The 26084-nt window shown below is 42.7% G+C and carries 20 protein-coding genes and 1 tRNA gene; 16 read left to right on the forward strand and 5 right to left on the reverse strand.

The genetic code is table 11. The annotated features are described in order from the left end of the window. The first annotated feature begins 523 nt into the window (after positions 1–523). The 8 genes from LPH68_RS26850 (at position 524) to guaA (ending at position 10081) form a co-directional block, all read left to right on the forward strand. On the forward strand, positions 524–604 hold the full coding sequence (locus LPH68_RS26850; protein ID WP_073343870.1) for a potassium-transporting ATPase subunit F: 81 nt from the start codon (positions 524–526) through the stop codon (positions 602–604). Between the two features lie 31 nt (positions 605–635). Continuing rightward, positions 636–2342: a potassium-transporting ATPase subunit KdpA gene (kdpA, locus tag LPH68_RS12585; protein ID WP_008025316.1), complete on the forward strand. Its 1707-nt coding sequence runs from the start codon at positions 636–638 to the stop codon at positions 2340–2342. Between the two features lie 18 nt (positions 2343–2360). After that, a complete protein-coding gene (gene kdpB / locus LPH68_RS12590) occupies positions 2361–4394 on the forward strand; it encodes a potassium-transporting ATPase subunit KdpB (RefSeq protein ID WP_008025315.1) in 2034 nt (677 codons plus the stop codon). A gap of 16 nt (positions 4395–4410) precedes the next feature. Then, positions 4411–4983: a K(+)-transporting ATPase subunit C gene (locus LPH68_RS12595; protein WP_004312961.1), complete on the forward strand. Its 573-nt coding sequence runs from the start codon at positions 4411–4413 to the stop codon at positions 4981–4983. Positions 4984–5104: 121 nt separating this feature from the next. After that, a complete protein-coding gene (locus LPH68_RS12600) occupies positions 5105–5869 on the forward strand; it encodes a hypothetical protein (RefSeq protein ID WP_087322362.1) in 765 nt (254 codons plus the stop codon). Between the two features lie 83 nt (positions 5870–5952). Continuing rightward, positions 5953–7083 (forward strand): sensor protein KdpD, encoded by a 1131-nt coding sequence (locus LPH68_RS12605; RefSeq protein ID WP_008025310.1) that lies wholly within the window; start codon positions 5953–5955, stop codon positions 7081–7083. 19 nt (positions 7084–7102) lie between these two features. Then, positions 7103–8542 (forward strand): PAS domain-containing sensor histidine kinase, encoded by a 1440-nt coding sequence (locus tag LPH68_RS12610; RefSeq protein ID WP_008025308.1) that lies wholly within the window; start codon positions 7103–7105, stop codon positions 8540–8542. Positions 8543–8773: 231 nt separating this feature from the next. Beyond that, positions 8774–10081 (forward strand): glutamine-hydrolyzing GMP synthase, encoded by a 1308-nt coding sequence (guaA, locus tag LPH68_RS12615; protein ID WP_230296950.1) that lies wholly within the window; start codon positions 8774–8776, stop codon positions 10079–10081. 220 nt (positions 10082–10301) lie between these two features. On the opposite strand, the gene LPH68_RS12620 is transcribed toward guaA, so the two are convergent. Then, positions 10302–10375, reverse strand: a tRNA-Met gene (locus LPH68_RS12620). Positions 10376–10599: 224 nt separating this feature from the next. On the opposite strand from LPH68_RS12620, the gene LPH68_RS12625 reads away from it, so the two are divergent. The 4 genes from LPH68_RS12625 (at position 10600) to LPH68_RS12640 (ending at position 15460) form a co-directional block, all read left to right on the forward strand. Beyond that, positions 10600–10986 carry an START-like domain-containing protein gene (locus LPH68_RS12625; protein ID WP_004306400.1) on the forward strand — a complete coding sequence of 129 codons (387 nt, stop codon included), beginning with the start codon at positions 10600–10602 and terminating at the stop codon, positions 10984–10986. Between the two features lie 76 nt (positions 10987–11062). Then, positions 11063–12961 (forward strand): LptF/LptG family permease, encoded by a 1899-nt coding sequence (locus LPH68_RS12630; protein ID WP_032812063.1) that lies wholly within the window; start codon positions 11063–11065, stop codon positions 12959–12961. Positions 12962–12966: 5 nt separating this feature from the next. Next, positions 12967–14184 (forward strand): bifunctional 3,4-dihydroxy-2-butanone-4-phosphate synthase/GTP cyclohydrolase II, encoded by a 1218-nt coding sequence (locus tag LPH68_RS12635; protein ID WP_004309056.1) that lies wholly within the window; start codon positions 12967–12969, stop codon positions 14182–14184. 82 nt (positions 14185–14266) lie between these two features. Beyond that, positions 14267–15460 carry a pyridoxal phosphate-dependent aminotransferase gene (locus LPH68_RS12640; protein WP_004306402.1) on the forward strand — a complete coding sequence of 398 codons (1194 nt, stop codon included), beginning with the start codon at positions 14267–14269 and terminating at the stop codon, positions 15458–15460. Positions 15461–15686: 226 nt separating this feature from the next. Here LPH68_RS12640 and LPH68_RS12645 read toward each other — a convergent pair whose 3' ends face one another. Next, complete coding sequence (locus LPH68_RS12645) at positions 15687–15857, reverse strand: DUF362 domain-containing protein (protein WP_002559159.1); 171 nt, start codon at positions 15855–15857, stop codon at positions 15687–15689. 180 nt (positions 15858–16037) lie between these two features. Here LPH68_RS12645 and metA point away from each other — a divergent pair, with 180 nt between their 5' ends. From metA to LPH68_RS12665, 4 genes are read left to right on the forward strand one after another with little or no spacing between them, the layout of a single operon-like run. Further along, positions 16038–16955: a homoserine O-succinyltransferase gene (gene metA / locus LPH68_RS12650; protein WP_004314573.1), complete on the forward strand. Its 918-nt coding sequence runs from the start codon at positions 16038–16040 to the stop codon at positions 16953–16955. Next, positions 16952–18781 (forward strand): U32 family peptidase, encoded by a 1830-nt coding sequence (locus LPH68_RS12655; RefSeq protein ID WP_230296949.1) that lies wholly within the window; start codon positions 16952–16954, stop codon positions 18779–18781. The genes metA and LPH68_RS12655 overlap by 4 nt, the downstream gene beginning before the upstream one ends. After that, positions 18778–19962 carry a hypothetical protein gene (locus LPH68_RS12660; protein WP_008025284.1) on the forward strand — a complete coding sequence of 395 codons (1185 nt, stop codon included), beginning with the start codon at positions 18778–18780 and terminating at the stop codon, positions 19960–19962. The genes LPH68_RS12655 and LPH68_RS12660 overlap by 4 nt, the downstream gene beginning before the upstream one ends. Before the next feature lie 36 nt (positions 19963–19998). After that, the gene (locus LPH68_RS12665; RefSeq protein ID WP_004314570.1) at positions 19999–20517 is read left to right on the forward strand and encodes a GNAT family N-acetyltransferase; all 519 of its coding nucleotides are present in this window, start codon (positions 19999–20001) and stop codon (positions 20515–20517) included. Positions 20518–21049: 532 nt separating this feature from the next. On the opposite strand, the gene LPH68_RS12670 is transcribed toward LPH68_RS12665, so the two are convergent. The 3 genes from LPH68_RS12670 to LPH68_RS12680 form a co-directional block, all read right to left on the reverse strand. Then, positions 21050–23515, reverse strand: coding sequence for a TonB-dependent receptor (locus LPH68_RS12670; RefSeq protein WP_162613583.1), 2466 nt, complete (start codon positions 23513–23515; stop codon positions 21050–21052). A gap of 256 nt (positions 23516–23771) precedes the next feature. Further along, the gene (locus tag LPH68_RS12675; protein ID WP_008640722.1) at positions 23772–24374 is read right to left on the reverse strand and encodes a response regulator transcription factor; all 603 of its coding nucleotides are present in this window, start codon (positions 24372–24374) and stop codon (positions 23772–23774) included. Positions 24375–24390: 16 nt separating this feature from the next. Then, positions 24391–26040, reverse strand: a complete 1650-nt coding sequence (locus LPH68_RS12680) for an NAD(P)/FAD-dependent oxidoreductase (protein ID WP_087322360.1) — start codon at positions 26038–26040, stop codon at positions 24391–24393. Between the last annotated feature and the right edge of the window lie 44 nt (positions 26041–26084).

A 26084-nucleotide genomic window follows, 5' to 3' on the forward strand; every position in this document is an offset into this window, starting at 1 on the left:
CATTCCGAACAGAGAAGTTAAGCCTCGTCACGCCGATGGTACTGCGTAACAGTGGGAGAGTAGGTAGCCGCCGTTTTAAAGAAGCCCCTTGATTCAGCAACGAATCAAGGGGCTTTCTGTTTTGGGTACTTTGCAAAATTTCTGTTTTTTGATTTATCAATGATACTTTGGTATACTTGTATTTCCTCTTTTACTACTCTTTTTTATTTTCACCTCTCTATTATATTGTTTTTCATAATAGCATAATCCATTTCAAAATGGTAAGGTGTTTTCCGTTTGTTATTCTTTTTAGTTCTTTTTTATTGTTTTGAAAATCAATAGCTTACTTACTTTTCTCTTTTTCTGGCATACCTTTAGCATTACTTATGGCAAATAATTAGGATTATTAATCATTTAAAAGGTAAAAACATGGGAATAACACTATCATTTATTTTCTGCTTGTTAAGCGGTTTCGCTTGTTTCTGGCTATTTTGGAAATGTGTAGACTGGTTTGAGAATATTTAAAGAAAAAGGAGAATTGATTATGTACACAGCATTATTCGTATTAGGTATTGCGATCTTCGGTTATTTGATGTACGTGCTCGTCAAACCCGAAAAGTTTTAAAGTAACACACACAGTTTAAGGTAAAAAGTATATGAATATAGAAATTTTAGGCGTGGTTGTTCAGATAGCCTTGATGGTGATTCTGGCTTATCCACTGGGAAAATACATTGCCAAGGTCTACAGAGGAGAAAAGACTTGGTCTGATTTTATGGCTCCTATCGAAAGAGTCATTTATAAAGTTTGTGGAATCGACCCCAATGAAGAAATGAACTGGAAACAATTCCTGAAAGCATTGTTGATTTTGAATGCTTTCTGGTTTTTCTGGGGAATGGTACTCTTGGTTTCACAAGGATGGTTGCCCTTAAATCCGGACGGCAACGGACCGCAGACTCCGGATCAGGCATTCAATACCTGTATCAGTTTTATGGTGAACTGTAACTTGCAGCACTATAGCGGTGAAAGCGGACTGACTTATTTTACTCAACTGTTCGTCATCATGCTTTTCCAGTTTATTACCGCAGCAACAGGTATGGCTGCTATGGCAGGTATTATGAAGAGTATTGCTGCAAAAACAACCAAAACGATTGGTAACTTCTGGCAATTTCTGGTAATAAGCTGTACACGTATTTTATTGCCTCTTTCTCTGATTGTAGGTTTTATCCTGATTCTCCAGGGAACTCCGATGGGATTTGACGGTAAGATGAAGGTAACTACGATGGAAGGCCAGGAACAAATGGTTTCTCAAGGTCCTACGGCTGCGATTGTTCCTATCAAACAATTGGGTACAAATGGTGGTGGTTATTTTGGTGTAAACTCTTCTCATCCGTTGGAGAATCCGACATATCTTACTAATATGGTAGAATGTTGGTCTATCCTGATTATCCCGATGGCAATGGTACTTGCGCTGGGATTTTATACCCGCAGAAAGAAGTTGGCTTACAGTATATTCGGAGTTATGCTTTTCGCTTTTCTGGTAGGCGTATGTATTAATGTCAGTCAGGAAATGGGTGGTAATCCACGCATTGATGAATTGGGAATTGCGCAGGATAATGGTGCGATGGAAGGTAAAGAGGTTCGTTTGGGAGCCGGAGCAACAGCATTATGGAGTATTGTAACTACTGTAACCTCTAATGGTTCTGTGAATGGTATGCATGATTCTACTATGCCGCTGTCCGGAATGATGGAGATGCTGAATATGCAGATTAACACTTGGTTTGGCGGTGTAGGTGTAGGATGGATGAATTACTATACATTTATTATCATTACAGTGTTTATCAGCGGTTTGATGGTAGGACGTACGCCGGAATTTCTCGGCAAGAAAGTGGAAGCCCGCGAAATGAAAATCGCTACGATTGTAGCTCTGCTTCATCCGTTTGTCATTTTGGTATTTACAGCACTCTCAAGTTATATTTATGTGTACCATCCTGATTTTGTGGAAAGTGAAGGTGGATGGTTGAACAACTTGGGATTCCACGGTTTAAGTGAGCAACTTTATGAGTACACTTCTTGTGCCGCCAATAACGGTTCCGGTTTTGAAGGTTTGGGAGATAATACTTATTTCTGGAATTATACGTGTGGTATTGTTCTGATTTTGAGCCGTTTTATTCCTATCATCGGGCAGGTTGCCATTGCCGGATTACTGGCACAGAAGAAATTCATTCCGGAAAGTGCCGGCACATTGAAGACCGATACATTGACTTTCGGAGTCATGACATTTGTGGTTATCTTCATTATTGCTGCGCTGTCGTTCTTCCCGGTACATGCATTGAGTACAATTGCTGAACATTTAAGTTTGTAATACTGAATTAGAGAAGATATGAAAGATAATAAATCAGCTTCTTTGTTTCCAAAGGAGCAAGTTATAGAAAGTTTGAAACAGTCATTCGTGAAACTGAACCCGCGGATGATGATAAAGAACCCGATTATGTTTACAGTAGAAGTGGCTACAGTGGTCATGCTACTCGTAACGCTCTACTCCATTGTAAATTCTTCACAAGGTTCGTTTGCTTACAATATTGCTGTGTTTATCATTCTGTTTGTAACCTTGTTGTTTGCCAATTTTGCCGAAGCTATTGCCGAAGCGCGTGGTAAAGCACAGGCCGACAGCTTGCGTAAGACTCGTGAAGAGACACCGGCAAAGAAAGTGGAAGGCAATAAAATTGTTACCGTCAGTTCTTCACTGTTGAAGAAAGGAGATGTGTTTGTTTGTGAGGCCGGAGACGTAATTCCTTCCGATGGTGAGATTATTGAAGGCTTGGCTTCTATTGATGAAAGTGCTATCACCGGCGAGTCTGCTCCGGTTATTCGTGAGGCAGGTGGCGACAAGAGTTCCGTAACGGGTGGCACGAAGGTATTGTCCGATCATATAAAAGTACTGGTGACTACTCAACCGGGAGAAAGTTTCCTTGATAAGATGATTGCATTGGTGGAAGGTGCTTCCCGTCAGAAAACCCCGAATGAGATTGCGTTGACTATTCTGCTGGCAGGTTTTACGCTTGTTTTCGTCATAGTGTGTGTTACCTTGAAACCGTTTGCCGACTATAGTCATACGGTCATCACCATTGCTTCGCTTATTTCTTTATTTGTGTGTCTGATTCCGACAACTATCGGTGGACTTCTCTCTGCCATCGGTATTGCCGGTATGGACCGCGCGCTCCGTGCCAACGTGATTACTAAATCCGGTAAAGCAGTAGAGACTGCTGGTGATATTGATACGTTGTTGCTGGATAAAACGGGTACTATCACCATCGGTAACCGTAAAGCAACTCATTTCCATACGGCTCCGGGTGTCAATTTGCACGATTTTGTAGAGACTTGTCTATTGTCTTCCTTGTCCGATGAAACGCCGGAAGGTAAGTCTATCGTAGAACTGGGACGCGAGTCGGGCATCCGTATGCGTAACCTGAATACAACGGGAGCACGAATGATTAAGTTTACGGCTGAAACCAAATGTTCGGGAGTAGACCTGGCAGATGGAACTCAAATTCGTAAAGGTGCTTTCGACGCTATCCGTAAGATGGTGGAAGGTGCAGGAAATGAATTCCCAAAAGAAGTGGAAGAGGTCATCTCTTCTATCTCCAGTAATGGTGGTACGCCGTTGGTAGTATGTGTAAACAAGAAAGTGACCGGTGTCATTGAGTTGCAGGATATTATCAAACCGGGTATTCAGGAACGTTTCGAACGTCTGCGTAAGATGGGAGTGAAGACGGTCATGGTGACAGGAGATAACCCATTAACTGCAAAATATATTGCCGAAAAAGCCGGTGTGGATGATTTTATCGCTGAAGCTAAACCGGAAGATAAGATGGAATATATCAAGAAGGAACAGCAGGCTGGTAAATTGGTTGCAATGATGGGAGACGGAACGAACGATGCTCCTGCTCTGGCACAAGCCAATGTAGGTGTAGCCATGAATAGTGGTACACAGGCTGCGAAGGAAGCCGGTAATATGGTCGATCTGGATAACGATCCGACGAAACTGATCGAGATTGTGGAAATCGGTAAACAATTGCTGATGACACGCGGCACTCTGACCACTTTCTCTATCGCCAATGACGTAGCGAAGTATTTTGCGATCGTTCCGGCCTTGTTTATGATTGCTATTCCTGAACTGGCAGCTCTGAATATCATGCATCTGCATAGTCCTGAAAGCGCCATTCTTTCAGCGGTCATTTTTAATGCGATTATTATTCCGATTCTGATTCCGCTGGCTTTGCGTGGCGTGCAATACAAACCGATAGGTGCAAGTGCTTTACTTCGCCGTAATCTGTTGATCTATGGTTTGGGTGGTGTGATTGTTCCTTTTGTGGGAATCAAGTTGATAGATTTATTGGTAGGTTTATTCTTTTAATTAAAAAACAATAGCAATGAAAACTTTATTGAAGTCATTAAAAATAACACTTGCTTTTTGTGTCTTTTTCTCCGTGTTCTATATCCTTATCTTGTGGTTGTTTGCGCAGGTTGCAGGTCCTAATAAGGGAAATGCCGAGGTAGCTACGCTGGATGGGAAAGTAGTGGGAGCAGCTAATGTGGGCCAGATGTTTACAAAAGATATTTATTTCTGGGGACGCCCGTCTTCTGCCGGTGACGGATATGATGCTACGAGTTCTGCAGGTAGTAATAAAGGTCCTACGAATCAGGAATATCTGGATGAAGTGAAAGCGCGTATTGATACTTTCCTTGTACATCATCCTTATTTAGACCGTGCGGATGTGCCTGCCGAAATGGTTACAGCCAGTGCTTCGGGGCTAGATCCTGATATTACTCCCCAATGTGCATACGTACAAGTGAAGAGAGTGGCACAAGCACGCGGATTAACAGAAGAACAAGTAAGAGCGATTGTTGATAAAAGCATCGAAAAACCGTTCCTGGGATTGTTGGGAACAGAAAAGGTGAATGTGCTGAAATTGAATATAGCTCTTGAAGAAAGTAATAAGTAGATGAAGATCAGGAGCAGCGTTCCTGTCCGAATCGTTTGGGTGATACCAGCGGTTCAAATAAACAGGGGGGGATGGGGCGCTGCTTTTTTACAGGAACATAAAATAGAATTAGATAAGAAGTATGAAAAGTTTTTTTAGTAAAAAGAGTATTTTAGGAACAATGGCTGTAGCGGCCGTATGTATGTTGGGAACTGGCAATGCACAAGCACAAGAGTTTACTATACAAGGTGATTTGGTAAGTTCGTATGTATGGCGTGGTATTTATCAGGGGGGGGCCGCTTCTTTTCAACCGACTTTGGGAGTTAGCGTAGGTAATTTCTCACTTACTGCATGGGGATCAACCAGTTTGAGTGAGAGTAATAAAGAAATTGACCTCACTGCAGCTTATAAGTTTGGTGAAGCAGGACCGACACTTTCAGTAGCCAGTCTTTGGTGGAACGGACAAGCTGATGTAGTCAATGGAGAACTAACAAATGATTATTTCCATTTTAAGAGTGGCGACACCGGACATCATTTTGAAGCAGGATTAGCTTATACGCTTCCTGTTGAAAAATTCCCGTTGTCTATTGCATGGTATACCATGTTTGCCGGTGCTGACAGGAAGATGACTGACAAGGGGGAAGAAAAACAGGCATATTCTTCTTACGTAGAACTGAATTATCCGTTCAGCGTAAAAGGGGTAGACTTGAATGCTACCTGTGGAGTGGTTCCTTATGAAACTCCGCAGTATAATGTGAATGGTTTTGCAGTGACGAACCTTGCTTTGAAAGCAACGAAAGCTATCAATTTTAATGATAAGTTTTCATTGCCTATATTTGTGCAAGCTATATGGAATCCGCGTTTGGAGGATGCCCATCTAGTATTTGGCGTAACTTTAAGGCCATAAAATAAACTCATGAATTTTTGTGAACCCGTGGTGATCGTGATGATTGCTACGGGTTAGGATGTTTAAAATAACAGAGCAACATAATGGATGATAGAGAACAAAGTGTACAGCATTTTCTGGATCTGATAAAGAGATCTCAGCGAGGTAAGTTTAAGGTCTATATCGGTATGATAGCCGGTGTGGGAAAGTCATATCGTATGCTTCAGGAGGCACATGAACTGTTGGAAAATGGTGTGGACGTGAAAATCGGCTATATCGAGACTCATGGACGTGTCGGGACGGAAGGGATGCTAGAAGGACTTCCTGTCATTCCGCGACGTAAAATCTTCTATAAGGGAAAGGAATTGGAAGAAATGGATTTAGATTCTATTATTCGCCTTCATCCCGAAATTGTGATAGTGGATGAATTGGCACATACCAATGTGGAAGGAAGTCTGAATGAGAAACGTTGGCAAGATGTAATGACATTGTTGGATGAAGGAATCAATGTGATTTCGGCAATCAATATTCAGCACATCGAAAGCGTGAATGAAGAAGTGCAGGAGATTACGGGGATTGAAGTGAAAGAACGGGTGCCCGACAGTGTGCTTCAGGAAGCGGATGAGGTGGTGAATATTGACTTGACGGCAGAAGAACTGATTGCCCGTTTGAAAGCGGGAAAGATCTATCGTCCGGAAAAGATTCAGACAGCATTGGATAATTTCTTTAGAACCGAGAATATTCTTCAATTGCGTGAGTTGGCTCTGAAGGAAGTGGCGTTGCGGGTAGAAAAAAAGGTGGAGAATGAAGTGATGATGGGAGTAGCCGTCGGACTTCGGCATGAGAAGTTTATGGCTTGTATCAGTAGTCACGAGAAAACACCCCGACGAATTATCAGAAAGGCGGCAAAGTTGGCAACCCGGTATAATACTACTTTTATAGCTTTGTATGTTCAGACTCCGAGAGAGAGTATGGATCGAATTGATTTGGCCAGTCAACGGTATTTGTTGAATCATTTTAAACTGGTGGCGGAACTTGGGGGAGAAGTTGTCCAGGTGCAGTCGAAAGACATTTTGGGGAGCATCGTCAAGGTTTGTAAAGAGAAACAGATATCGACAGTGTGTATGGGAACTCCTAATTTGAGGCTACCGTACGCTATTTGTTCTATACTGGGATATAGAAAGTTTTTAAATAATTTGTCGCAAGCTAATGTAGATTTGATTATACTTGCATAATATTAATCGTATGAACGTTATGAATATTAAAACGAAACTGATTCTTGGCATTGGGATGTTGGCAGGAATGATTATTTTGTTGGTAACACTTTCAGTAGTGAATCTTCAAACTCTGACTGCGACAGAGCCTGATAGTCCTGCTGCTATGCCTGCCTTGGAACGTGCATTGCTATGGATTTCCATAACGGGGGGAATCTGTATCTTGACTGGGCTGATATTGCTTTATTGGCTGCCTCGTTCTATCAGTAAACCGGTTAAAGAGCTGAAAGAAGGAATTCTAGAAATAGCCAATCATAACTATGAGAAGCGTCTGCAAATGGATAATAATGAAGAGTTCCGGGATGTAGCGGATAGTTTTAACCGGATGGCAGAACGTTTGACCGAATATCGTGCCAGTACTTTGTCGGATATCCTTTCTGCCAAGAAGTTTATTGAAGCCATTGTTAATAGTATAGATGATCCGGTGATTGGTCTGAATATGGAACGTGAGATTTTGTTTATCAATGAGGAAGCACTGAATGTGCTGAATTTGAAACGGGAGAATGTGATTCGTCAATCGGCGGAGGAACTGGCTTTGAAGAATGATTTGCTGCGTCGGCTGATTCGTGAACTGGTGACACCGGGCGAACAGAAGGAACCGTTGAAAATATATGCAGACGATAAAGAGAGTTACTTTAAGGCATCTTATGTTCCCATCATTAATACGGAGGCTGAAAAAGATGAACCTCGCAAACTGGGTGATGTCATTTTACTAAAGAATATTACGGAATTCAAAGAACTGGATTCTGCCAAGACTACGTTTATCTCGACCATCTCTCATGAACTGAAAACTCCGATTGCTGCTATTATGATGAGTCTCCAACTGCTTGAAGATAAACGTGTCGGTGCGCTGAATGATGAGCAGGAACAGCTTTCAAAGAGTATCAAGGAGAATAGCGAACGTTTGTTAAGCATCACCGGAGAATTGCTTAACATGACGCAGGTGGAAGCTGGTAAATTACAGTTGATGCCGAAGATCACCAAACCGATTGAACTGATTGAGTATGCGATCAAAGCTAATCAGGTGCAAGCGGATAAGTTTAATATTCAGATAGAAGTGGAGTATCCGGAAGAGAAAATCGGTAAGCTTTTTGTCGACAGTGAGAAGATTGCCTGGGTGTTGACGAATCTGTTAAGTAATGCTATTCGCTATTCAAAAGAAAACGGGCGTGTGGTTATCGGTGCCAGGCAGGATGAAAACTGGATCGAATTGTATGTTCAGGACTTTGGCAAAGGCATTGATCCGCGTTATCACAAAAGTATCTTCGACCGCTATTTCCGTGTACCCGGAACGAAAGTGCAAGGCAGTGGTTTGGGATTATCTATTTCTAAGGATTTTGTGGAAGCTCATGGCGGTACGCTGACGGTAGAGAGCGAATTGGGTCAGGGGAGTCGGTTTGTGATGCGGATGAAAGCATAGTTTTGAAGGAGTTTATGAAAGAATTGGGTTATTGCTATCCATCTGCTTCCTATGTTGTTTTAATTCTTTGTTGAATTGAATACTATAACAGCAAAAAAAACGCGACTCTGTTCTGAAACTTTAGAGAATCAATGTATTATAGTCTCTCTAAAAATCTTTATATTTGCAGACCGTTTGGAAACGATAGTGAATAATAAACAATACAATAACTTAAAAAACAACCAAAATCAGATGAAGCAGGATATGATTGTTATCCTTGACTTGGGTAGTCATGAGAATACGGTGTTGGCTCGCGCCATCCGTGCATTAGGAGTTTATAGTGAGATTTATCCTCACGATATCACAGTGGAAGAACTGAAAGCATTGCCCAATGTAAAGGGTATTATTATTAATGGTGGACCGAATAATGTAATTGATGGCGTTGCCATTGATGTAAATCCGGCTATCTATACTTTGGGGATTCCTGTCATGGCTGCAGGTCACGATAAAGCAACTTGTGAAGTGAAGTTGGCAGAATTTGCGGATGATATTGAGGCTATAAAGGCGGCAGTGAAATCATTTGTTTTCGATGTCTGTAAAGCTGAAGCTAACTGGAACATGAAGAACTTTGTCAATGATCAGATAGAGTTGATTAAGCGTCAGGTGGGCGATAAGAAAGTATTGTTGGCTCTGTCGGGTGGAGTTGATAGCTCTGTGGTAGCAGCTTTACTTCTGAAGGCAATTGGTAACAATCTGGTTTGCGTACATGTTAATCATGGTTTGATGCGTAAGGGAGAGTCAGAAGATGTGGTTGAGGTATTCAGCAACCAGTTGAAAGCAAATCTTATTTATGTAGATGTAACCGATCGTTTCCTGAATAAACTGGCAGGTGTGGAAGATCCGGAACAGAAACGTAAAATTATTGGTGGTGAGTTTATTCGTGTGTTCGAAGAAGAAGCACGTAAATTGAATGGTATTGACTTCTTGGGGCAAGGGACTATTTATCCGGATATTGTGGAAAGTGGAACGAAAACTGCTAAAATGGTGAAGTCTCACCATAACGTAGGTGGTCTGCCTGAAGACCTTAAGTTCGAGCTTGTGGAGCCGTTGCGCCAATTATTTAAAGATGAAGTTCGTGCTTGTGGCTTGGAGTTGGGATTGCCTTATGAGATGGTTTACCGTCAACCTTTCCCTGGTCCAGGTTTGGGCGTACGTTGTTTAGGTGCTATAACGAGTGACCGTTTGGAGGCTGTACGTGAGTCCGATGCTATTTTGCGTGAAGAGTTTCAGATTGCCGGATTGGATAAAAAGGTATGGCAATACTTTACGGTAGTACCCGATTTTAAATCTGTTGGTGTACGTGATAATGCCCGCTCTTTTGATTGGCCGGTGATTATTCGCGCTGTCAACACGGTAGATGCTATGACGGCTACTATCGAACCGATAGAATGGCCTATCCTGATGAAGATAACAGACCGTATCTTGAAAGAAGTGAAGAATGTAAATCGCGTTTGCTATGATATGTCACCGAAACCTAACGCGACTATAGAATGGGAATAGAGAGACTTTTTAAGTGATATTTCGATAGCCTCAATTTTTTGTAAGTTGAGGCTATTTTTTTATATGTTGAACCTTGCCACATTGAATTTGACGGATGTTTAATCTGATTGATATATGATTTGCGTTGGTGTAAACCATAGTGTAAACCGGCACCAATTGATGTATAAAAGAAAAAGGCACCCAGAAGTGGAAGCCTCCCAAATGCCTTATTCTTATCAAGTAGCGGGACCCGGGATTGAACCGGGGACCTCATGATTATGAATCATGCGCTCTAACCAGCTGAGCTATCCCGCCATCGTTTCTCGATTGCGGGTGCAAAGATAGATGATTTTTTATAATCTCCAAAACAATTCATAACTTTTTTGTGTTTTTTCTTTAAGAAGGGGTTTGATTTTCCCTATAAACAGGGAGTTTGAGGCTCGATAATGAAAGAATAATTAAATAAAGTGTCTGATTTATGCGGTGTATTTAGAAAAAAGTATTTATCTTGGCACACGTAAAAACAATTCGAAATTGCTATGAAAAAGGAAAAGATTCATTTGGAGTATTTGTTGAATGCAACATCTAAAAATATACTTTGGGGAGCTATTAGCACACCGACCGGGTTGGAGGACTGGTTTGCAGACAAAGTTATTTCTGACGATAAAATAGTAGAGTTTCATTGGGGCAAGACAGAACAGAGGAAAGCAGAAATTATTGCCATTCGCTCTTTCTCTTTTATCCGCTTCCGTTGGCTGGATGATGAAAACGAGCGCGATTATTTTGAAATCAAGATGACTTATAATGAGCTGACTAGTGATTATGTGCTGGAAATTACCGATTTCGCAGAGCCGGATGAAGTAGATGATATGAAAGAATTGTGGGAGTCACAAGTAGCTAAATTAAGAAGAACTTGTGGTTTTTAGTTAACTTTCAACTAAAAATTTTCGATGCTCCTTTTTTTGTGCTAATTTTGCATCCTAATTGCACGAACCTATTAAGATGCTACGCATAAAGAAATTAGATATATTCATCGTAAAGAGTTTTTTGATGCTCTTTATTGGTACATTCTTCATCTGTCTGTTCATATTCATGATGCAGTTCCTGTGGAGATATGTAGACGAATTGGTCGGAAAGGGATTGGAGATGAGCGTAATGGCTCAATTCTTCTTTTATTCCGCGTTAACATTAGTGCCGGTATCGTTGCCATTGGCAGTGCTACTGGCTTCTTTGATTACTTTCGGTAACTTTGGCGAGCGTTATGAATTGCTTGCGATGAAAGCCGCAGGTATTTCTCTCCTTAAAATCATGCGTCCGCTTGCTTTCTTCGTTTGCGGGCTTGTCGGTGTCTCATTCTATTTCCAAAATGTAGTAGGTCCTATCGCCCAAGCTAAATTGGGAACCCTGATCCTTTCGATGAAACAAAAATCTCCGGAGTTGGACATTCCGGAAGGAGTTTTCTATTCTGAAATCAAGGACTATAATTTAAAGGTAGCTAAGAAGAACCGGAAGACCGGTATGCTATATGATGTGCTGATTTATAGTATGAAAGATGGCTTTGAGAAAGCACGTATTATATATGCTGATTCCGGGCGTTTGGAGATGACCGCGGATAAACAGCATCTTTGGCTGCATTTGTATAGCGGAGATTTATTTGAGAATCTGAAAGCTCAAAGTATGAAATCGGAGAATGTACCTTACCGACGCGAGGAATTCAGGGAAAAACATACCATTATTGAGTTTAATTCCGATTTCAATATGGTTGACGGTGAGATTATGGGTAAGCAGTCCAGTGCTAAGGACATGGCGCAGTTGCAGAGTTCCATTGACTCGATGACGGTTGTGGGAGATAGTATCGGACGACAGTATTACAGGGAAGTGGCAGAAGGAAATTTCCGTCCTTCTTATGGATTGACAAAAGAAGATACGGTCAAAATAGAAAAGGCGGATATTCATGAATATAATGTAGACAGCCTTTACGAAGTAGCCTCTTTAACGCAGAAACAGAAGGTGATTTCTTCTGCTGTCAGTCGTGCGGAGAACGTGGCTAACGATCTTGGGTTCAAGAAATTCACGATGGAGAACAATGATTATAGTATTCGAAAACATAAGACGGAATGGCATAAGAAGATAACAATTTCACTTTCTTGTCTGCTGTTCTTCTTTATCGGAGCTCCGTTGGGCGGTATTATCCGTAAAGGAGGTCTGGGAATGCCGGTCATCGTATCAGTGTTGGTGTTTATCATTTATTATATCATTGATAATACAGGATATAAAATGGCCCGCGACGGTAAGTGGATTGTTTGGATGGGGATGTGGACAAGTAGCGCAGTCCTTGCCCCGTTAGGAATCTTCCTTACTTATAAATCGAATAAAGACTCTGTGGTGCTTAATGCAGATGCTTATATCAACTGGTTTAAAAAGATTGTGGGAATTCGTAGTGTGCGTCATATATTTAAGAAAGAAGTGATTATTCATGATCCTGATTACGCACGTCTGACGGGTGATTTGGAACAACTTTCGGCAGAGTGTAAAGCGTATGCCGCCAGGAAACGATTGGAAAAAGCACCGAATTACTTTAAGTTGTGGATGGCGAGTGAGGATGATAACGAGGTGATGGCAATCAATGAAAAGCTGGAAGCGTTGGTTGAAGAAATGTCCAATACGAAATCTGCCACTTTGATCGGTGCATTAAACAATTATCCGGTTATTTCCGTTTCTGCTCATGTGCGCCCGTTCCATATATATTGGTTGAATCTGGTAGCCGGAGTCATTTTCCCTATCGGTTTATTTTTCTATTTCCGCATCTGGGCGTTCCGCGTTCGTCTGGCTAAGGATATGGAACGGATTATAAAGAACAATGAACAAATTCAATTCATCATACAGAAAATCAATAAATAAGTGTTATGAAAGAGACTATTAAAATGGATAGAATAGAAGATGCGATTGCCGACTTCAAAGAAGGCAAGTTTGTCATAGTAGTGGATGATGAAGACCGCGAAAACGAAGGCGACTTGATTATTGCAGCTGAAAAGATAACTCCCGAAAAAGTAAATTTCATGTTGAAACATGCACGTGGCGTACTTTGTGCACCTGTCACAGTGTCTCGTTGCAAGGAGTTGGATTTACCGCATCAGGTAAGTGATAATACTTCCGTGTTGGGAACTCCTTTTACGGTTACTATTGACAAATTGGAAGGCTGTACAACAGGTGTTTCCGCTTCCGACCGTGCCGCTACTATTCAGGCGTTGGCCGATCCGACTTCTACACCGGCTACTTTCGGGCGTCCCGGACACATCAATCCGTTGTACGCGCAAGAAAAAGGAGTACTTCGCCGTGCCGGACATACAGAAGCTACGATTGATATGGCTCGTCTGGCAGGACTTTACCCCGCAGGTGCCTTGATGGAAATCATGAGTGAAGACGGAACAATGGCACGTTTGCCCGAACTCCGTCAGATGGCAGACGAACACGGACTGAAGCTGATTTCTATCCATGACCTGATCGTTTATCGCCTGAAACAGGAATCCATTGTAGAAAAAGGAGTAGAAGTAAATATGCCTACCGAACACGGAAAGTTCCGTCTGATTCCTTTCCGCCAGAAATCAAACGGATTGGAGCACATGGCTATATTTAAAGGAACATGGAGTGAAGACGAACCGATCTTGGTACGCGTCCATTCCTCTTGCGCTACTGGAGATATCCTTGGCTCACAACGTTGTGACTGTGGCGAGCAGCTGCATAAAGCGATGGAAATGATCGAAAAAGAAGGAAAAGGCGTGGTGGTTTACCTCAATCAGGAAGGACGTGGCATCGGTCTGATGGAAAAGATGAAAGCATATAAGTTGCAGGAAGACGGTATGGATACCGTTGACGCGAATATTTGTTTGGGACACCTTGCCGACGAACGTGATTATGGAGTAGGCGCACAAATCCTTCGTGAACTGGGAGTACACAAAATGAGACTTTTGACAAATAATCCGGTGAAACGTGTTGGTTTGGAAGCATACGGATTGGAGATAGTAGAAAATGTACCTGTTGAAACAGTTCCTAATCCGTATAATGAACGATACTTGAGAACAAAGAAAGAAAGAATGGGGCATACTTTACATTTTAATAAGTAAATTGCCAATTTGTTTTCATATATCAAATATTATCGCTTATTTTGCAACGATTTTCACTCAACAACAATAAAATAGATACAAAATGAATCAATTATCAGATCGTTTGAACAGCTTGTCGCCATCGGCGACGCTTGCCATGTCGCAAAAGAGCAACGAGCTCAAGGCACAGGGTGTTGATGTTATTAACTTAAGTGTAGGAGAACCGGATTTTAATACTCCTGACCACATCAAAGAAGCTGCGAAAAAAGCCATAGATGATAACTTTTCTCGTTACTCTCCGGTACCGGGTTATCCGGCTTTGCGCAATGCTATTGTTGAGAAACTGAAAAAAGAAAACGGTCTGGAATATACAGCCGCTCAAATTTCGTGTGCCAATGGTGCCAAACAATCTGTTTGTAATACCATCCTTGTATTGGTAAATCCGGGTGACGAAGTCATTGTGCCGGCTCCTTACTGGGTAAGCTACCCGGAAATGGTGAAAATGGCAGAAGGTACTCCCGTAATTGTTTCGGCAGGTATCGAACAAGATTTCAAGATTACTCCGGAACAGCTGGAAGCAGCCATCACTCCGAAGACGAAAGCATTGATTCTTTGTTCTCCGTCTAATCCGACAGGTTCTGTATATACAAAAGAAGAATTGGCCGGATTGTCAGCAGTATTGGCTAAACATCCGCAGGTGATAGTAATCGCTGACGAGATTTACGAACATATCAATTATATCGGTGCGCATCAGAGTATCGCTCAATTCCCAGAAATGAAGGAACGTACAGTGATTGTAAACGGTGTATCCAAGGCTTACGCTATGACAGGATGGAGAATCGGTTTCATTGCCGGTCCGGAATGGATTGTAAAAGCTTGCAACAAGTTGCAAGGTCAGTACACTTCAGGTCCTTGCTCTGTTTCTCAAAAAGCTGCTGAAGTGGCATATACAGGAACACAAGAACCGGTAAAAGAAATGCAGAAGGCATTCCAACGCCGTCGTGACCTGATTGTGAAGTTGGCTAAGGAAGTTCCGGGATTTGAGGTAAACGTTCCGCAAGGTGCTTTCTATCTGTTCCCGAAATGCGATGCTTTCTTTGGAAAGAGCAACGGCGAACGTAAGATTGCAGATTCAGATGATTTGGCAATGTACTTGCTTGAAGAAGCTCACGTGGCTTGTGTAGGTGGTGCCTCTTTCGGTGCTCCTGAATGTATCCGTATGAGTTATGCTACAAGCGATGAAAATATCGTAGAGGCTATCCGCCGTATCAAAGAAGCATTGGCTAAGTTGAAATAATAGTTCGCCACAGATTGAAAAGAGATTGTCTGTCTGAAAAATATTAGATTAATAAAATCATCTTTACTACAGTATGCAGTAAGGATGATTTTTTGTTTAAGGAACTTCTTTGTATTTTTCTATCCGTTTGATTGTGAATTAATCTGTGTTAATCTGTGGTGAAGAAAGAGCAATAAAAAAGGCTGCCTTCCATAGAAAGCAGCCTATACTCTTTTTGTAACTTGTATTATTCAGCCGGGTGAATTGCTTCAGACGGACAAACGTCTGCACAAGTACCACAGTCAGTACATACATCTGGGTTGATAGAATAGATATCACCTTCAGAGATAGCTTCTACCGGACACTCGTCAATGCAAGTTCCGCAAGCAATACAATCGTCACTAATTACGTATGCCATTTTTCTAAGATTTAAATTATTAGTACTAATTTCTCCGGCAAAAATAAGGCTTTTATTGATTGGTTGTTATGCTTCTATGTTTAAATTGACTTAATTTGTACGTCTTCTAAATAAGCTACCTCCCTATAATCTGCTATATTTTTCGTATTTTTGCACTCAAATTACTAATATATAGCGATTATGCCTTTAAATTTACCCGATAAACTACCTGCGATAGAGCTTTTGAAGGAAGAGAATATTTTTGTGATCGACACTTCCCGCGCTACGCAACAGGATATTCGTCCGCTACGGATTGTGATTCTGAATCTGATGCCGTTGAAAATTACAACGGAAACAGACTTGGTGCGCTTACTCTCCAATACACCTCTTCAGGTGGAGATTTCATTTATGAAGATCAAGAGCCACACGTCAAAGAATACGCCGATAGAACACATGAAAACGTTCTATACGGATTTCGACCAGATGCGTCACGAGAAGTATGATGGTATGATTATCACCGGAGCTCCTGTAGAACAGATGGACTTCGAGGAGGTGACCTATTGGGATGAGATTACGGAAATCTTTGATTGGGCACGTACGCATGTCACTTCTACCTTATATATATGCTGGGCTGCGCAGGCCGGATTGTATCATCATTATGGAGTTCCTAAATATCCGTTGAAAGAGAAGATGTTCGGTATCTTTGAACATCGGGTATTGGAACCTTTCCACTCCATCTTCCGTGGTTTTGATGATTGTTTCTATGTGCCGCATAGCCGTCATACAGAAGTACGCAGGGAAGACATTCTGAAAGTTCCGGAATTGACGTTGCTTTCCGAATCGGAAGATGCCGGTGTCTATATGGCAATGGCACGGGGCGGTCGTGAATTCTTTGTCACGGGACACTCCGAATATTCTCCGCTGACACTGGACACGGAATACCGTCGCGATCTCGATAAAGGCTTGCCGATAGAGATGCCCCGCAATTATTATATAGACAATGATCCTGAAAAAGGCCCGTTGGTACGTTGGCGTGCTCATGCTAATTTGTTGTTCTCCAATTGGCTGAACTACTTCGTTTATCAGGAAACACCTTACAACATCAACGATATTCAATGATAAAGCAGCGTAAAATAGAACTTCTCGCTCCGGCGAAAAACCTGGAATGTGGCATTGAAGCTATCAATCATGGGGCAGATGCAGTATATATCGGTGCTCCGAAGTTCGGTGCCCGTGCGGCGGCTGTGAACTCATTGGAAGATATTGAAGCATTGGTGCAGCATGCCCATTTGTATCATGCACGTATTTATGTCACGGTCAATACGATTCTGAAAGAAGAAGAGTTGAAAGAGACGGAGGAGATGATTCATGCACTTTATCGGATTGGCGTAGACGCGCTGATTGTGCAGGACATGGGGATCACGAAGTTGAATCTTCCTCCGATACCGCTTCATGCCAGTACACAAATGGACAACCGTACACCGGAAAAAGTAAAATTCCTTTGGAAGGCGGGTTTCCGGCAAGTAGTCCTGGCGCGGGAACTATCGTTGCGTGAAATAAAAAAGATACACGAAAATTGTCCGGAAGTGCCTTTAGAGGTATTCGTACATGGGGCACTTTGTGTCAGCTATAGCGGGCAGTGCTATGTCAGCCAAGCCTGTTTCGGTCGTAGTGCCAACCGGGGAGAATGTGCGCAATTCTGCCGGTTACCTTTTAGTCTGGTAGACGCGGACGGGAAAGTGATTGTCAAAGACAAACATCTGCTTTCCCTGAAAGATATGAATCAAAGTGACGAACTGGAGCAATTGCTGGATGCCGGAGCTTCCTCGTTCAAGATAGAAGGGCGGCTGAAAGACGTTTCTTACGTGAAGAATGTAACGGCCGCTTATCGTCAAAAGCTGGATGCCATCTTTGCCCGTCGTCCGGAATATGTAAGGGCTTCTTCGGGTACGTGCAATTTCGAGTTTAAGCCGCAACTGGATAAGAGTTTCAGCCGTGGATTCACACATTATTTCCTGCATGGACGTGACAAAGAGGTTTTCTCTTTCGACACTCCCAAGTCGTTGGGCGAGGAGATGGGGACTGTGAAGGAGATTCGCGGCAATTATCTGACGGTTGCGGGACTTAAATCCTTTAACAATGGAGACGGTGTTTGTTATATCGACGAACAGGGACGTTTACAGGGATTCCGCATCAACCGGGTGGACAGCAACAAACTATATCCACAGGAAATGCCTCGCATCAAGCCTCGTACCACATTATATCGTAATTTCGACCAGGAATTTGAACGAGTGCTTTCCCGTAAGTCTGCCGAAAGGAAAATCGCAGTGCGAATGTTGCTTGCCGACCATCATTCCGGTTTCTCTTTGACATTGACTGACGAAGATGATAATAGAGTCACAATCACCCTTCCACGTGAAAAAGAGCCGGCCCGGACTCCGCAGACGGACAACCTGAAAACGCAACTGTCTAAATTGGGGAATACGCCTTTCGAAGCAAAAGAAATAGAAATCTCTTTTACCGACAACTGGTTTCTGCCGGCTTCGGTATTAGCCGATTTCCGCCGGCAGGCAATCGACCGGTTAATAACTGCCCGTCGAATCAATTACCGTCAGGAATTGTCGGTATGGAAGTCAACCAATCATGCTTTTCCACAAACGACGCTAACCTATCTGGGAAATGTCATGAATACTCGTGCAGCCTCTTTCTATCAGGAGCATGGGGTTCAACAGGTAGCAGCGGCTTACGAAAAAGAAGCGGTGGAAGATGCGGTACTGATGTTCTGCAAACATTGTTTGCGTTACAGTATGGGATGGTGTCCCATCCATCAACGGGTACGTTCACCTTATAAAGAACCCTATTACCTGGTGTCAAATGACGGCAAACGTTTTCGTCTGGAATTTGATTGTAAGAATTGTCAAATGAAAGTAAAAGCGGCTCAATGAGAATCATTATTCACAATTTTCACCACAGTTTTCACCACAGAGGACGCAGAGGACACAGAGGATATAGTGGAGGTAACATCTTCACTCATTCTTCTGATACAGACTGTTTGAGTGTTTTTTGGAAAAAGTGTAGAAAGTTTTTCTCTTTACCTTCTTTCCCCTTTTTACCCTCTTTATCCTTTTTATCCTCTGTGTCCTCTGCGTCCTCTGTGGTGAAAATAGTGATGAAAACAGTGATGAACCTCCTACTATGTTTACTTTTGCTCTCATCTTGTTATTATAAAGCACCGGCTTTGGATTCGGAAGAACTGTCGAAGAAGACGAAAGACTCGTTGACTTACTTGTACGAACGGCATTATACATGGAATACAAACTTGGAAGTAGTCGATGATTCCATCTCTTTGGAATGTCTTCCGATAAAAGATACTTTTATTCAGTTGAATAAAGGGGATAGGGTAGTGGTGGCAGAGTTTGCGGTTCACCCTGCCGATAGTGTAGACAGTGTTTGGGTGAAGCTGGCTCACACACAGGATGAACAGGGCTGGATACGTGAAAAAGAACTCAAGAAGTCATTTGTGCCGACTGATAGTATTTCGCAGGCCATTCATCTTTTCAGTGATACGCATGCTTCTTATTTCATTATCATCTTCGCTTTATTCGTCGGTGTATATCTGTTTCGCGCTTTTCGTCGAAAGCAGTTGCAGATGGTCTATTTTAATGATATAGATAGTGTTTATCCGTTATTTCTCTGTTTGTTGATGGCTTTCAGTGCAACGATTTACGAATCGATGCAGGTCTTTGTGCCGGAAACGTGGGAGCATTTTTATTTCAATCCTACTTTGTCGCCGTTCAAAGTTCCTTTTATTCTCTCTGTCTTCTTGTTGAGTATTTGGCTGTTTTTGATAGTCGCTTTGGCGGTGCTGGATGATTTGTTCCGACAGTTGACTCCCGCTGCAGCTATCTTTTATCTGCTGGGGTTGATGTCTTGCTGTATTTTCTGCTATTTCTTCTTTATCCTGATGACACATATTTATATCGGTTATCTGTTTCTTGCCTTTTTTATGCTGGTTTTTGCGAAGAAAGTCCATCGGAACATTGGGTATAAGTATCGTTGTGGGCGTTGTGGGGAAAAGTTGAAGCAAAAAGGTGTATGCCCCCATTGTGGAGCAATCAATGAGTAATTTTATTATCTGTTTTATTCTTGAATAACTTTTCAAATGATGGAAATCAGATCTACCGAAATAAAAGATCTCCCTTTAGTGATGGAGATTTATGACTATGCCCGTGCCTTTATGCGTGCAACCGGAAATACTACTCAATGGATTGACGGTTATCCTTCTGAAGTATTGATTCGTCAGGAAATTGAAGATGGACATAGCTTTGTCTGCATAGATGAACAGGGAGAAATTTTGGGGACTTTTTGTTTTATCTTGGGAGACGACCCTACTTATCAACAGATTTATGAAGGAACATGGCTCAATAATGAACCTTATGGAGTGATTCATCGGCTGGCAACGAACGGAAAACAGAAGGGGGTATCGGAAACCTGCTTGAACTGGTGTTTCGAACGTTGGCCCAATCTCCGGGTAGATACTCATCGGGACAATAAAGTCATGCAGCATATATTGACGAAGTATGGTTTTCAACGCTGTGGCATCATTTATGTAAAGAACGGTACAGAGCGTATCGCTTATCAGATGACGCGTGTATCTGATGGAACAGAGAAACTTGCTTAATCGTGGTGGAGTGTAGTTGAAGTGTATTAGATGTGGGCAAGATAATCTTAGATATAAGCAAACCAATAGGAAACTGTAGGTAAAGTAATGCCAGAGTACCGGTATAGTTCCGTTAAGATGCCGGTATAGTTGTGTGAAGGTACCGCTATCTTTACCTTCCCACGGCCGTGGTGACTTCTTCCCACAGCCGTGACGAGATCTCTCCACGGCCGTGAAGAGAAGCTACCACAGCCATGGAAAGGTAAAGATAGCGTAGGGTTAAGAGAACAATGCCTATTGGATTAATTAAGTATAACGGCTTTATAATGCATACTTCATAGAGGCATACGTTCTTCTATCACGTATTCCATGCCATCAATCTATAAGAGACAGGCTGACAATAAAAGTCCGAATCTTTTATTGTCAGCCTGTTTTTGGGTTATTGTCAGCACTTATTGTCAGGTGTCAATGACTTGATAATCATTGTTCTATATGGATAAAATCTTTAGCTGACAATAAAATGACTAAATAATATCTCTATGAGTGAAAATGATTAGAACCGGCAGCGGAGATCTACTCCAAATTGCATTGGGCGTCCTTTTTGCATAAAACCTTTGTTCATTGTTTCGAAATAGAAGGCGGCATATTCTTTATTCAAGAAGTTGCGTGCCCAGAAACTAATCATTGCGTCACCGATTTCCAGATTCGTTCTCCAGTTGAGTGTGCCATAGAAAGATTGGCTGACATCGTTTTGTTCAGTCCAGTAGATACGTCCGGCAGCGTTATAATTAGCTTGGAATACAACCCGGTCGAAGATAGAGCGCGGACTGCAGGTGATGGCGTATTCTCCTCCGATATTTAAGGTATGTTTGGGGACAAAGGGAACATATTTGCCATTATAATCTGCGGTTACTTTAAAAGTGCCGTCTTTTTGCTCTTCGGTGATTACATAATCCGTAAAGGTGGCATACGTATATCCGTAACTGACATTCAGGCTAAGTTCTTTTGTCACACTGGCACGAAGGGCTGCTTCTGCACCATAGCTACGGCTTTTTCCTGCATTGATCGTGATACGTCCCAGACCACTTTCTGCAAATTGGGAGAGTTGTTGGTCGCGGGTATCCATATAGAATGCTGCGACGTCAGCCCAAAGTCTGCCTTCCCATAAAGTAAGGTGGCTACCTGCTTCGTAGTTCCACGAATATTCGGGTTTGTAAGTGGTGGATGCTTTTACATCAATCTCTTTTGTAGGTACCATTTGGTTCATCATATTAATGATGGTTTTTCCCCAGGTGGCATCTTGCCCTATTGTCGGACTTTCTTTGATGGCATTCATCATCGAATTTTTCAATTCTGTTTGTGATAAGTCAGAGAACATCTGGATGTTATATCCTCCCGAACGATATCCCCGGGTGACGGTGGCATAAACGTTATTTTGATTCTTCCATTCATATTGAATAGCAAATTTGGGTAGAAGCTGTACATAATCAGTAGAGAGCTTGCCAACGAAAGAGGCCGGGGCTTTCATATTCTGATCAGACAAGTTTATTTGGTTGGGTCCCATAGCTAAGTGAAAATCAAAACCAAAGTCGATAGGAGTGCTAAGAGAATTATACTTCATACTGATCTTCTCGTAATCGAGCCGGAGGCCGGCCGTAACGGACAGTCCTTCTATGAACAAGTTGTTGAAAGTAGACTGATGATAAAGTGCACCGCTAAGAGTCGGGGTGTCGAAAGTTCCTCCTACGCTTAAGGTCGGGTTGTGCACAGTCATTCCCATGGTGGGAGCTCCGGGTTTGGCAGATACTTCTTCAAAAGCTGCATTGGCGTTGTTTTCAATGACCGACTTCACTCCTTCTTCTTTAAACAAAACAGGTCCCGTAGTATGCAGCCATTGATAGAATCCGAAAGCTCCCGTAGCCCACTGCCATCTTTTTCCGGGTTTGGCTTTCAACACAATCTCTTCGGAAATGGTGTTTGCACGTTGCTTTTGCTCAATATTGAAAATATCTCTTTCTGTGAAATCCTGATCGAGAAACATACGGTCGTTCAGGTTCTGATAACCTGTCACGGCACTTAATATAAAGTTGTTGGCTTGATATTCGATGTTAACACCGGAGTTGAGCAATCCACGGCGGTAACTGCTGCGGTCGTTATATGAAATCTTACCGATATAATCTGCCCGGTCTTCTGTCATTTCTTTACCATTTTCTTTCGCTTTAGCTATCGCACTGGGGGTAATCCCGGTATAGTAATACGGATATCCGCCCTGATCGCTATATTCATAGCTAAGGGCCATATCTATTTTCAGGTTCGAACTAGGCAGGTAAATACCACGGAAACGTCCGCCACCGGCATTGCTCTTGTCTACCTTTTCGTTGTTTCTTGCCGAATTTTCAAAGAAGCCACCTGTGTGTTCGTAGAAACCTCCGGTAGAAAAAGCGAAGCGGTCGGATGTCCGGTGATAGTGGGTGAGTGACACATTATAATTATTGTAGGTCGCTGCTCCCATGCGGATATCAGTACCTTGATAAGTGAAAGGCGATTTTGTGTGCACTTTGATAAGTCCTCCCATCGTATTACGCCCGTAGAGAGTGCCTTGTGGTCCGCGGAGAATATCAATACGTTCGATATCAGCATAGTTGAAGTCGAAAGCGGATTTGTCGATATAAGGGATGTTGTCTACGTAAAGTCCTACGGACGGAGTGTTGATACGTGAGCCGATTCCGCGGATATAAATGGAAGTGGTCAGTTTGGAACCATAATCGGGGATAAACAGATTAGGGACGATGCCTGTCAGGTTTTTCACAGAGTTCACCTGATTGGCACGCATATTATCTTGCGATAAAACGGTGGCTGCCACCGGTAATTCACGCAACTTACGATTCTCTTTCGGAGTGGCAATCACTACCACTTCTTCGATGTCTACTATTTTTAGTGAGTCTTTCGGGAAATCTTCTGCCCATGCTGTACCAGTCGTCAGGAGCGTAAGGGCAATCATAAAATTCTTTCTCTTCATCTGCTGTTCATTTATCTGCTGCAAAGTAACGGCAAATATAGACAATGGTCAATCCTCATTTATTAGGATTTGTTTCACCACAGTTTTCACCACAATTTTCACCACAGAGGACGCAGAGGACACAGAGGGTATAGTGAAGGTAACATCTTCACTCATTCTCTGATACAGACTGTTTGAGTGTTTTTGGGAAAAAGTGTGGAAAGTTTTTCTCTTTACCTTCTTTATCCTTTTTATCCTCTGCGTCCTCTGTGGTGAATCAGATTCGGTCTGCTTCTATATACCCGTTCATTACCGCATAAATAGTCAGTCCGGAGACGGACTTGATACCTAATTTCTCTGTGATATTTTTCCGGTGAGTGATAACGGTGGTCAGGCTGATATTCAGTTTATCTGCTATCTCTTTGTTGATTAATCCTTTGGTTATCAGTACGAGCACTTCTATTTCACGGGAAGATAGAATCTCCTGATGAGGCTGCGCCGGAGGCATGGATGGCATGTCTTTCACCGGATAACCGTTGTGGTGGGCGTGTTGATGGAGTTTCAATATATTTTTCACCAATTCTTCCTCGGATTCATGGATGTTGAGTACAGGCACGCCGGACAGTTGGAATTGCGGACTGTCGCTTGCCAATACAATTGTTTTTCGTTTCCGGGGGAGAAAGAAGGCATTGTGCTCCACATAAATCTGTGCGGAAATGAAATAATGGGCATACATATCCGGCGTATCGTCCATCAGTTCACTGAATTGATGGAAGGTACGTATGGTTGCCATAGGAATCATTTCCTCCAGGATTCCTTTCAGGCCGAGACTGGTCAGGGTGTTTGCTTCTACAATGGCTATTTCGGGTTGATGATTCATTTTCATGTAGTTTTAGTTAACGATTGAAATAATTGGCTACCGCTTCCGCACACCGTTCTCCATCCACTCCGGCAGAAACAATCCCTCCGGCATAGCCTGCACCTTCTCCGCAAGGAAATAATCCGCGAACGGTTGTATGTTGCAATGTCTCTTTATCGCGTACGATGCGGACAGGCGAAGAAGTACGTGTCTCTACGCCGATCATCACCGCTTCATTAGTGAGGAAGCCATGACTGTAACGTCCGAATTGCTGGAAACCGAGAGATAATCTTTTGCTGATAAACTCCGGCATCCAGAAATGAAGCGGAGAAGAAATCAATCCCGGACTGTAAGAAGATTCGGGTAAGTCGTAACTCAACTTCTTGCGGGTGAAGTCCTGCATACGCTGTGCCGGTGCTGTCTGCCTTCTGCCTCCTTGTAACCAGCATTGGCGTTCCTGTTCTTCCTGAAAGTAAAGGGGAAGAAGTTGAGAGTTGAGAGTTGAGAGTTGAGAGTTATTTAGAGATGGGTTAAGAGCCAGCAGCTGTTCATTTCGTTGCGCAGCTAACTCTTCATTCTCCACTCTCCACTCTCCATTTATTAAATCTTCCGGTTGCACTTCCACCACCATGCCCGAATTACTCCATCGCGAGCCACGATTAGAAGGAGACATTCCGTTCACTACCACTTGCTCCGGTCCGCTGGCAGCAGGAACAATGAAACCGCCGGGGCACATACAGAAGCTATACACTCCTCTGCCTTCAACCTGTGTGACGAAGCTATATTCTGCGGCAGGCAGATACTTGCCTCGTCCCTCCTTGTTATGATATTGTATCTGATCGATCAACATTGCCGGATGCTCCAAACGGACACCGACTGCAATGCCTTTCGCTTCAATCGCCACATGATTCGCAGCCAGCCAACGATATACATCTCTCGCCGAATGTCCGGTTGCCAGTATCACAGGTCCGAGAAAAGTCTTTCCTGTATTTGTTTCGATACCCTTTACTTCGTCATTCTCGATAATCAGTGCCTCCATTCGTGTTTGGAAATGTACTTCTCCGCCACACTCGATGATGGTATTCCGCATATTTTCAATGACACGTGGCAACTTGTCTGTCCCGATATGCGGATGCGCATCTACTAATATCGCCGTAGAAGCCCCATGCTGGCAGAATACATTCAATATCTTATCTATATTTCCTCTCTTTTTGCTCCGGGTATAGAGTTTCCCATCCGAATAAGCTCCTGCACCGCCTTCGCCAAAACTGTAATTCGATTCCGGGTCAACCGTGTGTTCCCTGCTGATTTGTGCTAAATCTTTTTTCCGCTCGCGTACGTCTTTTCCGCGTTCGATAACAACGGGACGTAACCCCAGTTCGATGAGACGCAGGGCTGCAAATAGTCCGCCGGGACCTGCGCCCACGACAATCACTTGCGGCTTTCCCTCTACCTTATTATATATAGTATGCTCGTATTCATCATCTTTAGGCATCTCACGGATATATGCTCGTACCTTCAGATTGACGAAGATAGTCCGCTGCCGTGCATCGATGCTTCGTTTCAAGATTCGGGTAGCGGTGATGTCACGCAGGTTCAAACCTTTTTCTTTAGAAAGATATTCTTTTAGTTTCTGTTCGTTTGCTGCGATTTCGGGAAGTATGCGGAGTTGGAATTCTTGTGTCATTTAGTTATTATTGATATTGTTTTCGATTATAAAATAGATAAAGC

The sequence above is a fragment of the Bacteroides sp. 1_1_30 genome (genome assembly GCF_020982715.1).
In the GTDB taxonomy this organism is placed as follows: domain Bacteria; phylum Bacteroidota; class Bacteroidia; order Bacteroidales; family Bacteroidaceae; genus Bacteroides; species Bacteroides xylanisolvens.

What these genes read in the sequence shown, in the direction of transcription:
- LPH68_RS12635 (WP_004309056.1), top strand. Translation starts at nt 12,967, where the DNA reads ATGAAAGAGACTATTAAAATGGATAGAATAGAAGATGCGATTGCCGAC.
- LPH68_RS12675 (WP_008640722.1), bottom strand. Translation starts at nt 24,374, where the DNA reads ATGAATCATCAACCCGAAATAGCCATTGTAGAAGCAAACACCCTGACC.
- LPH68_RS12610 (WP_008025308.1), top strand. Translation starts at nt 7,103, where the DNA reads ATGAATATTAAAACGAAACTGATTCTTGGCATTGGGATGTTGGCAGGA.
- guaA (WP_230296950.1), top strand. Translation starts at nt 8,774, where the DNA reads ATGAAGCAGGATATGATTGTTATCCTTGACTTGGGTAGTCATGAGAAT.
- LPH68_RS12595 (WP_004312961.1), top strand. Translation starts at nt 4,411, where the DNA reads ATGAAAACTTTATTGAAGTCATTAAAAATAACACTTGCTTTTTGTGTC.
- LPH68_RS12630 (WP_032812063.1), top strand. Translation starts at nt 11,063, where the DNA reads ATGCTACGCATAAAGAAATTAGATATATTCATCGTAAAGAGTTTTTTG.
- LPH68_RS26850 (WP_073343870.1), top strand. Translation starts at nt 524, where the DNA reads ATGTACACAGCATTATTCGTATTAGGTATTGCGATCTTCGGTTATTTG.
- LPH68_RS12680 (WP_087322360.1), bottom strand. Translation starts at nt 26,040, where the DNA reads ATGACACAAGAATTCCAACTCCGCATACTTCCCGAAATCGCAGCAAAC.
- kdpA (WP_008025316.1), top strand. Translation starts at nt 636, where the DNA reads ATGAATATAGAAATTTTAGGCGTGGTTGTTCAGATAGCCTTGATGGTG.
- LPH68_RS12640 (WP_004306402.1), top strand. Translation starts at nt 14,267, where the DNA reads ATGAATCAATTATCAGATCGTTTGAACAGCTTGTCGCCATCGGCGACG.
- kdpB (WP_008025315.1), top strand. Translation starts at nt 2,361, where the DNA reads ATGAAAGATAATAAATCAGCTTCTTTGTTTCCAAAGGAGCAAGTTATA.
- LPH68_RS12660 (WP_008025284.1), top strand. Translation starts at nt 18,778, where the DNA reads ATGAGAATCATTATTCACAATTTTCACCACAGTTTTCACCACAGAGGA.
- LPH68_RS12655 (WP_230296949.1), top strand. Translation starts at nt 16,952, where the DNA reads ATGATAAAGCAGCGTAAAATAGAACTTCTCGCTCCGGCGAAAAACCTG.
- LPH68_RS12645 (WP_002559159.1), bottom strand. Translation starts at nt 15,857, where the DNA reads ATGGCATACGTAATTAGTGACGATTGTATTGCTTGCGGAACTTGCATT.
- LPH68_RS12665 (WP_004314570.1), top strand. Translation starts at nt 19,999, where the DNA reads ATGATGGAAATCAGATCTACCGAAATAAAAGATCTCCCTTTAGTGATG.
- LPH68_RS12670 (WP_162613583.1), bottom strand. Translation starts at nt 23,515, where the DNA reads ATGAAGAGAAAGAATTTTATGATTGCCCTTACGCTCCTGACGACTGGT.
- LPH68_RS12605 (WP_008025310.1), top strand. Translation starts at nt 5,953, where the DNA reads ATGGATGATAGAGAACAAAGTGTACAGCATTTTCTGGATCTGATAAAG.
- LPH68_RS12600 (WP_087322362.1), top strand. Translation starts at nt 5,105, where the DNA reads ATGAAAAGTTTTTTTAGTAAAAAGAGTATTTTAGGAACAATGGCTGTA.
- LPH68_RS12625 (WP_004306400.1), top strand. Translation starts at nt 10,600, where the DNA reads ATGAAAAAGGAAAAGATTCATTTGGAGTATTTGTTGAATGCAACATCT.
- metA (WP_004314573.1), top strand. Translation starts at nt 16,038, where the DNA reads ATGCCTTTAAATTTACCCGATAAACTACCTGCGATAGAGCTTTTGAAG.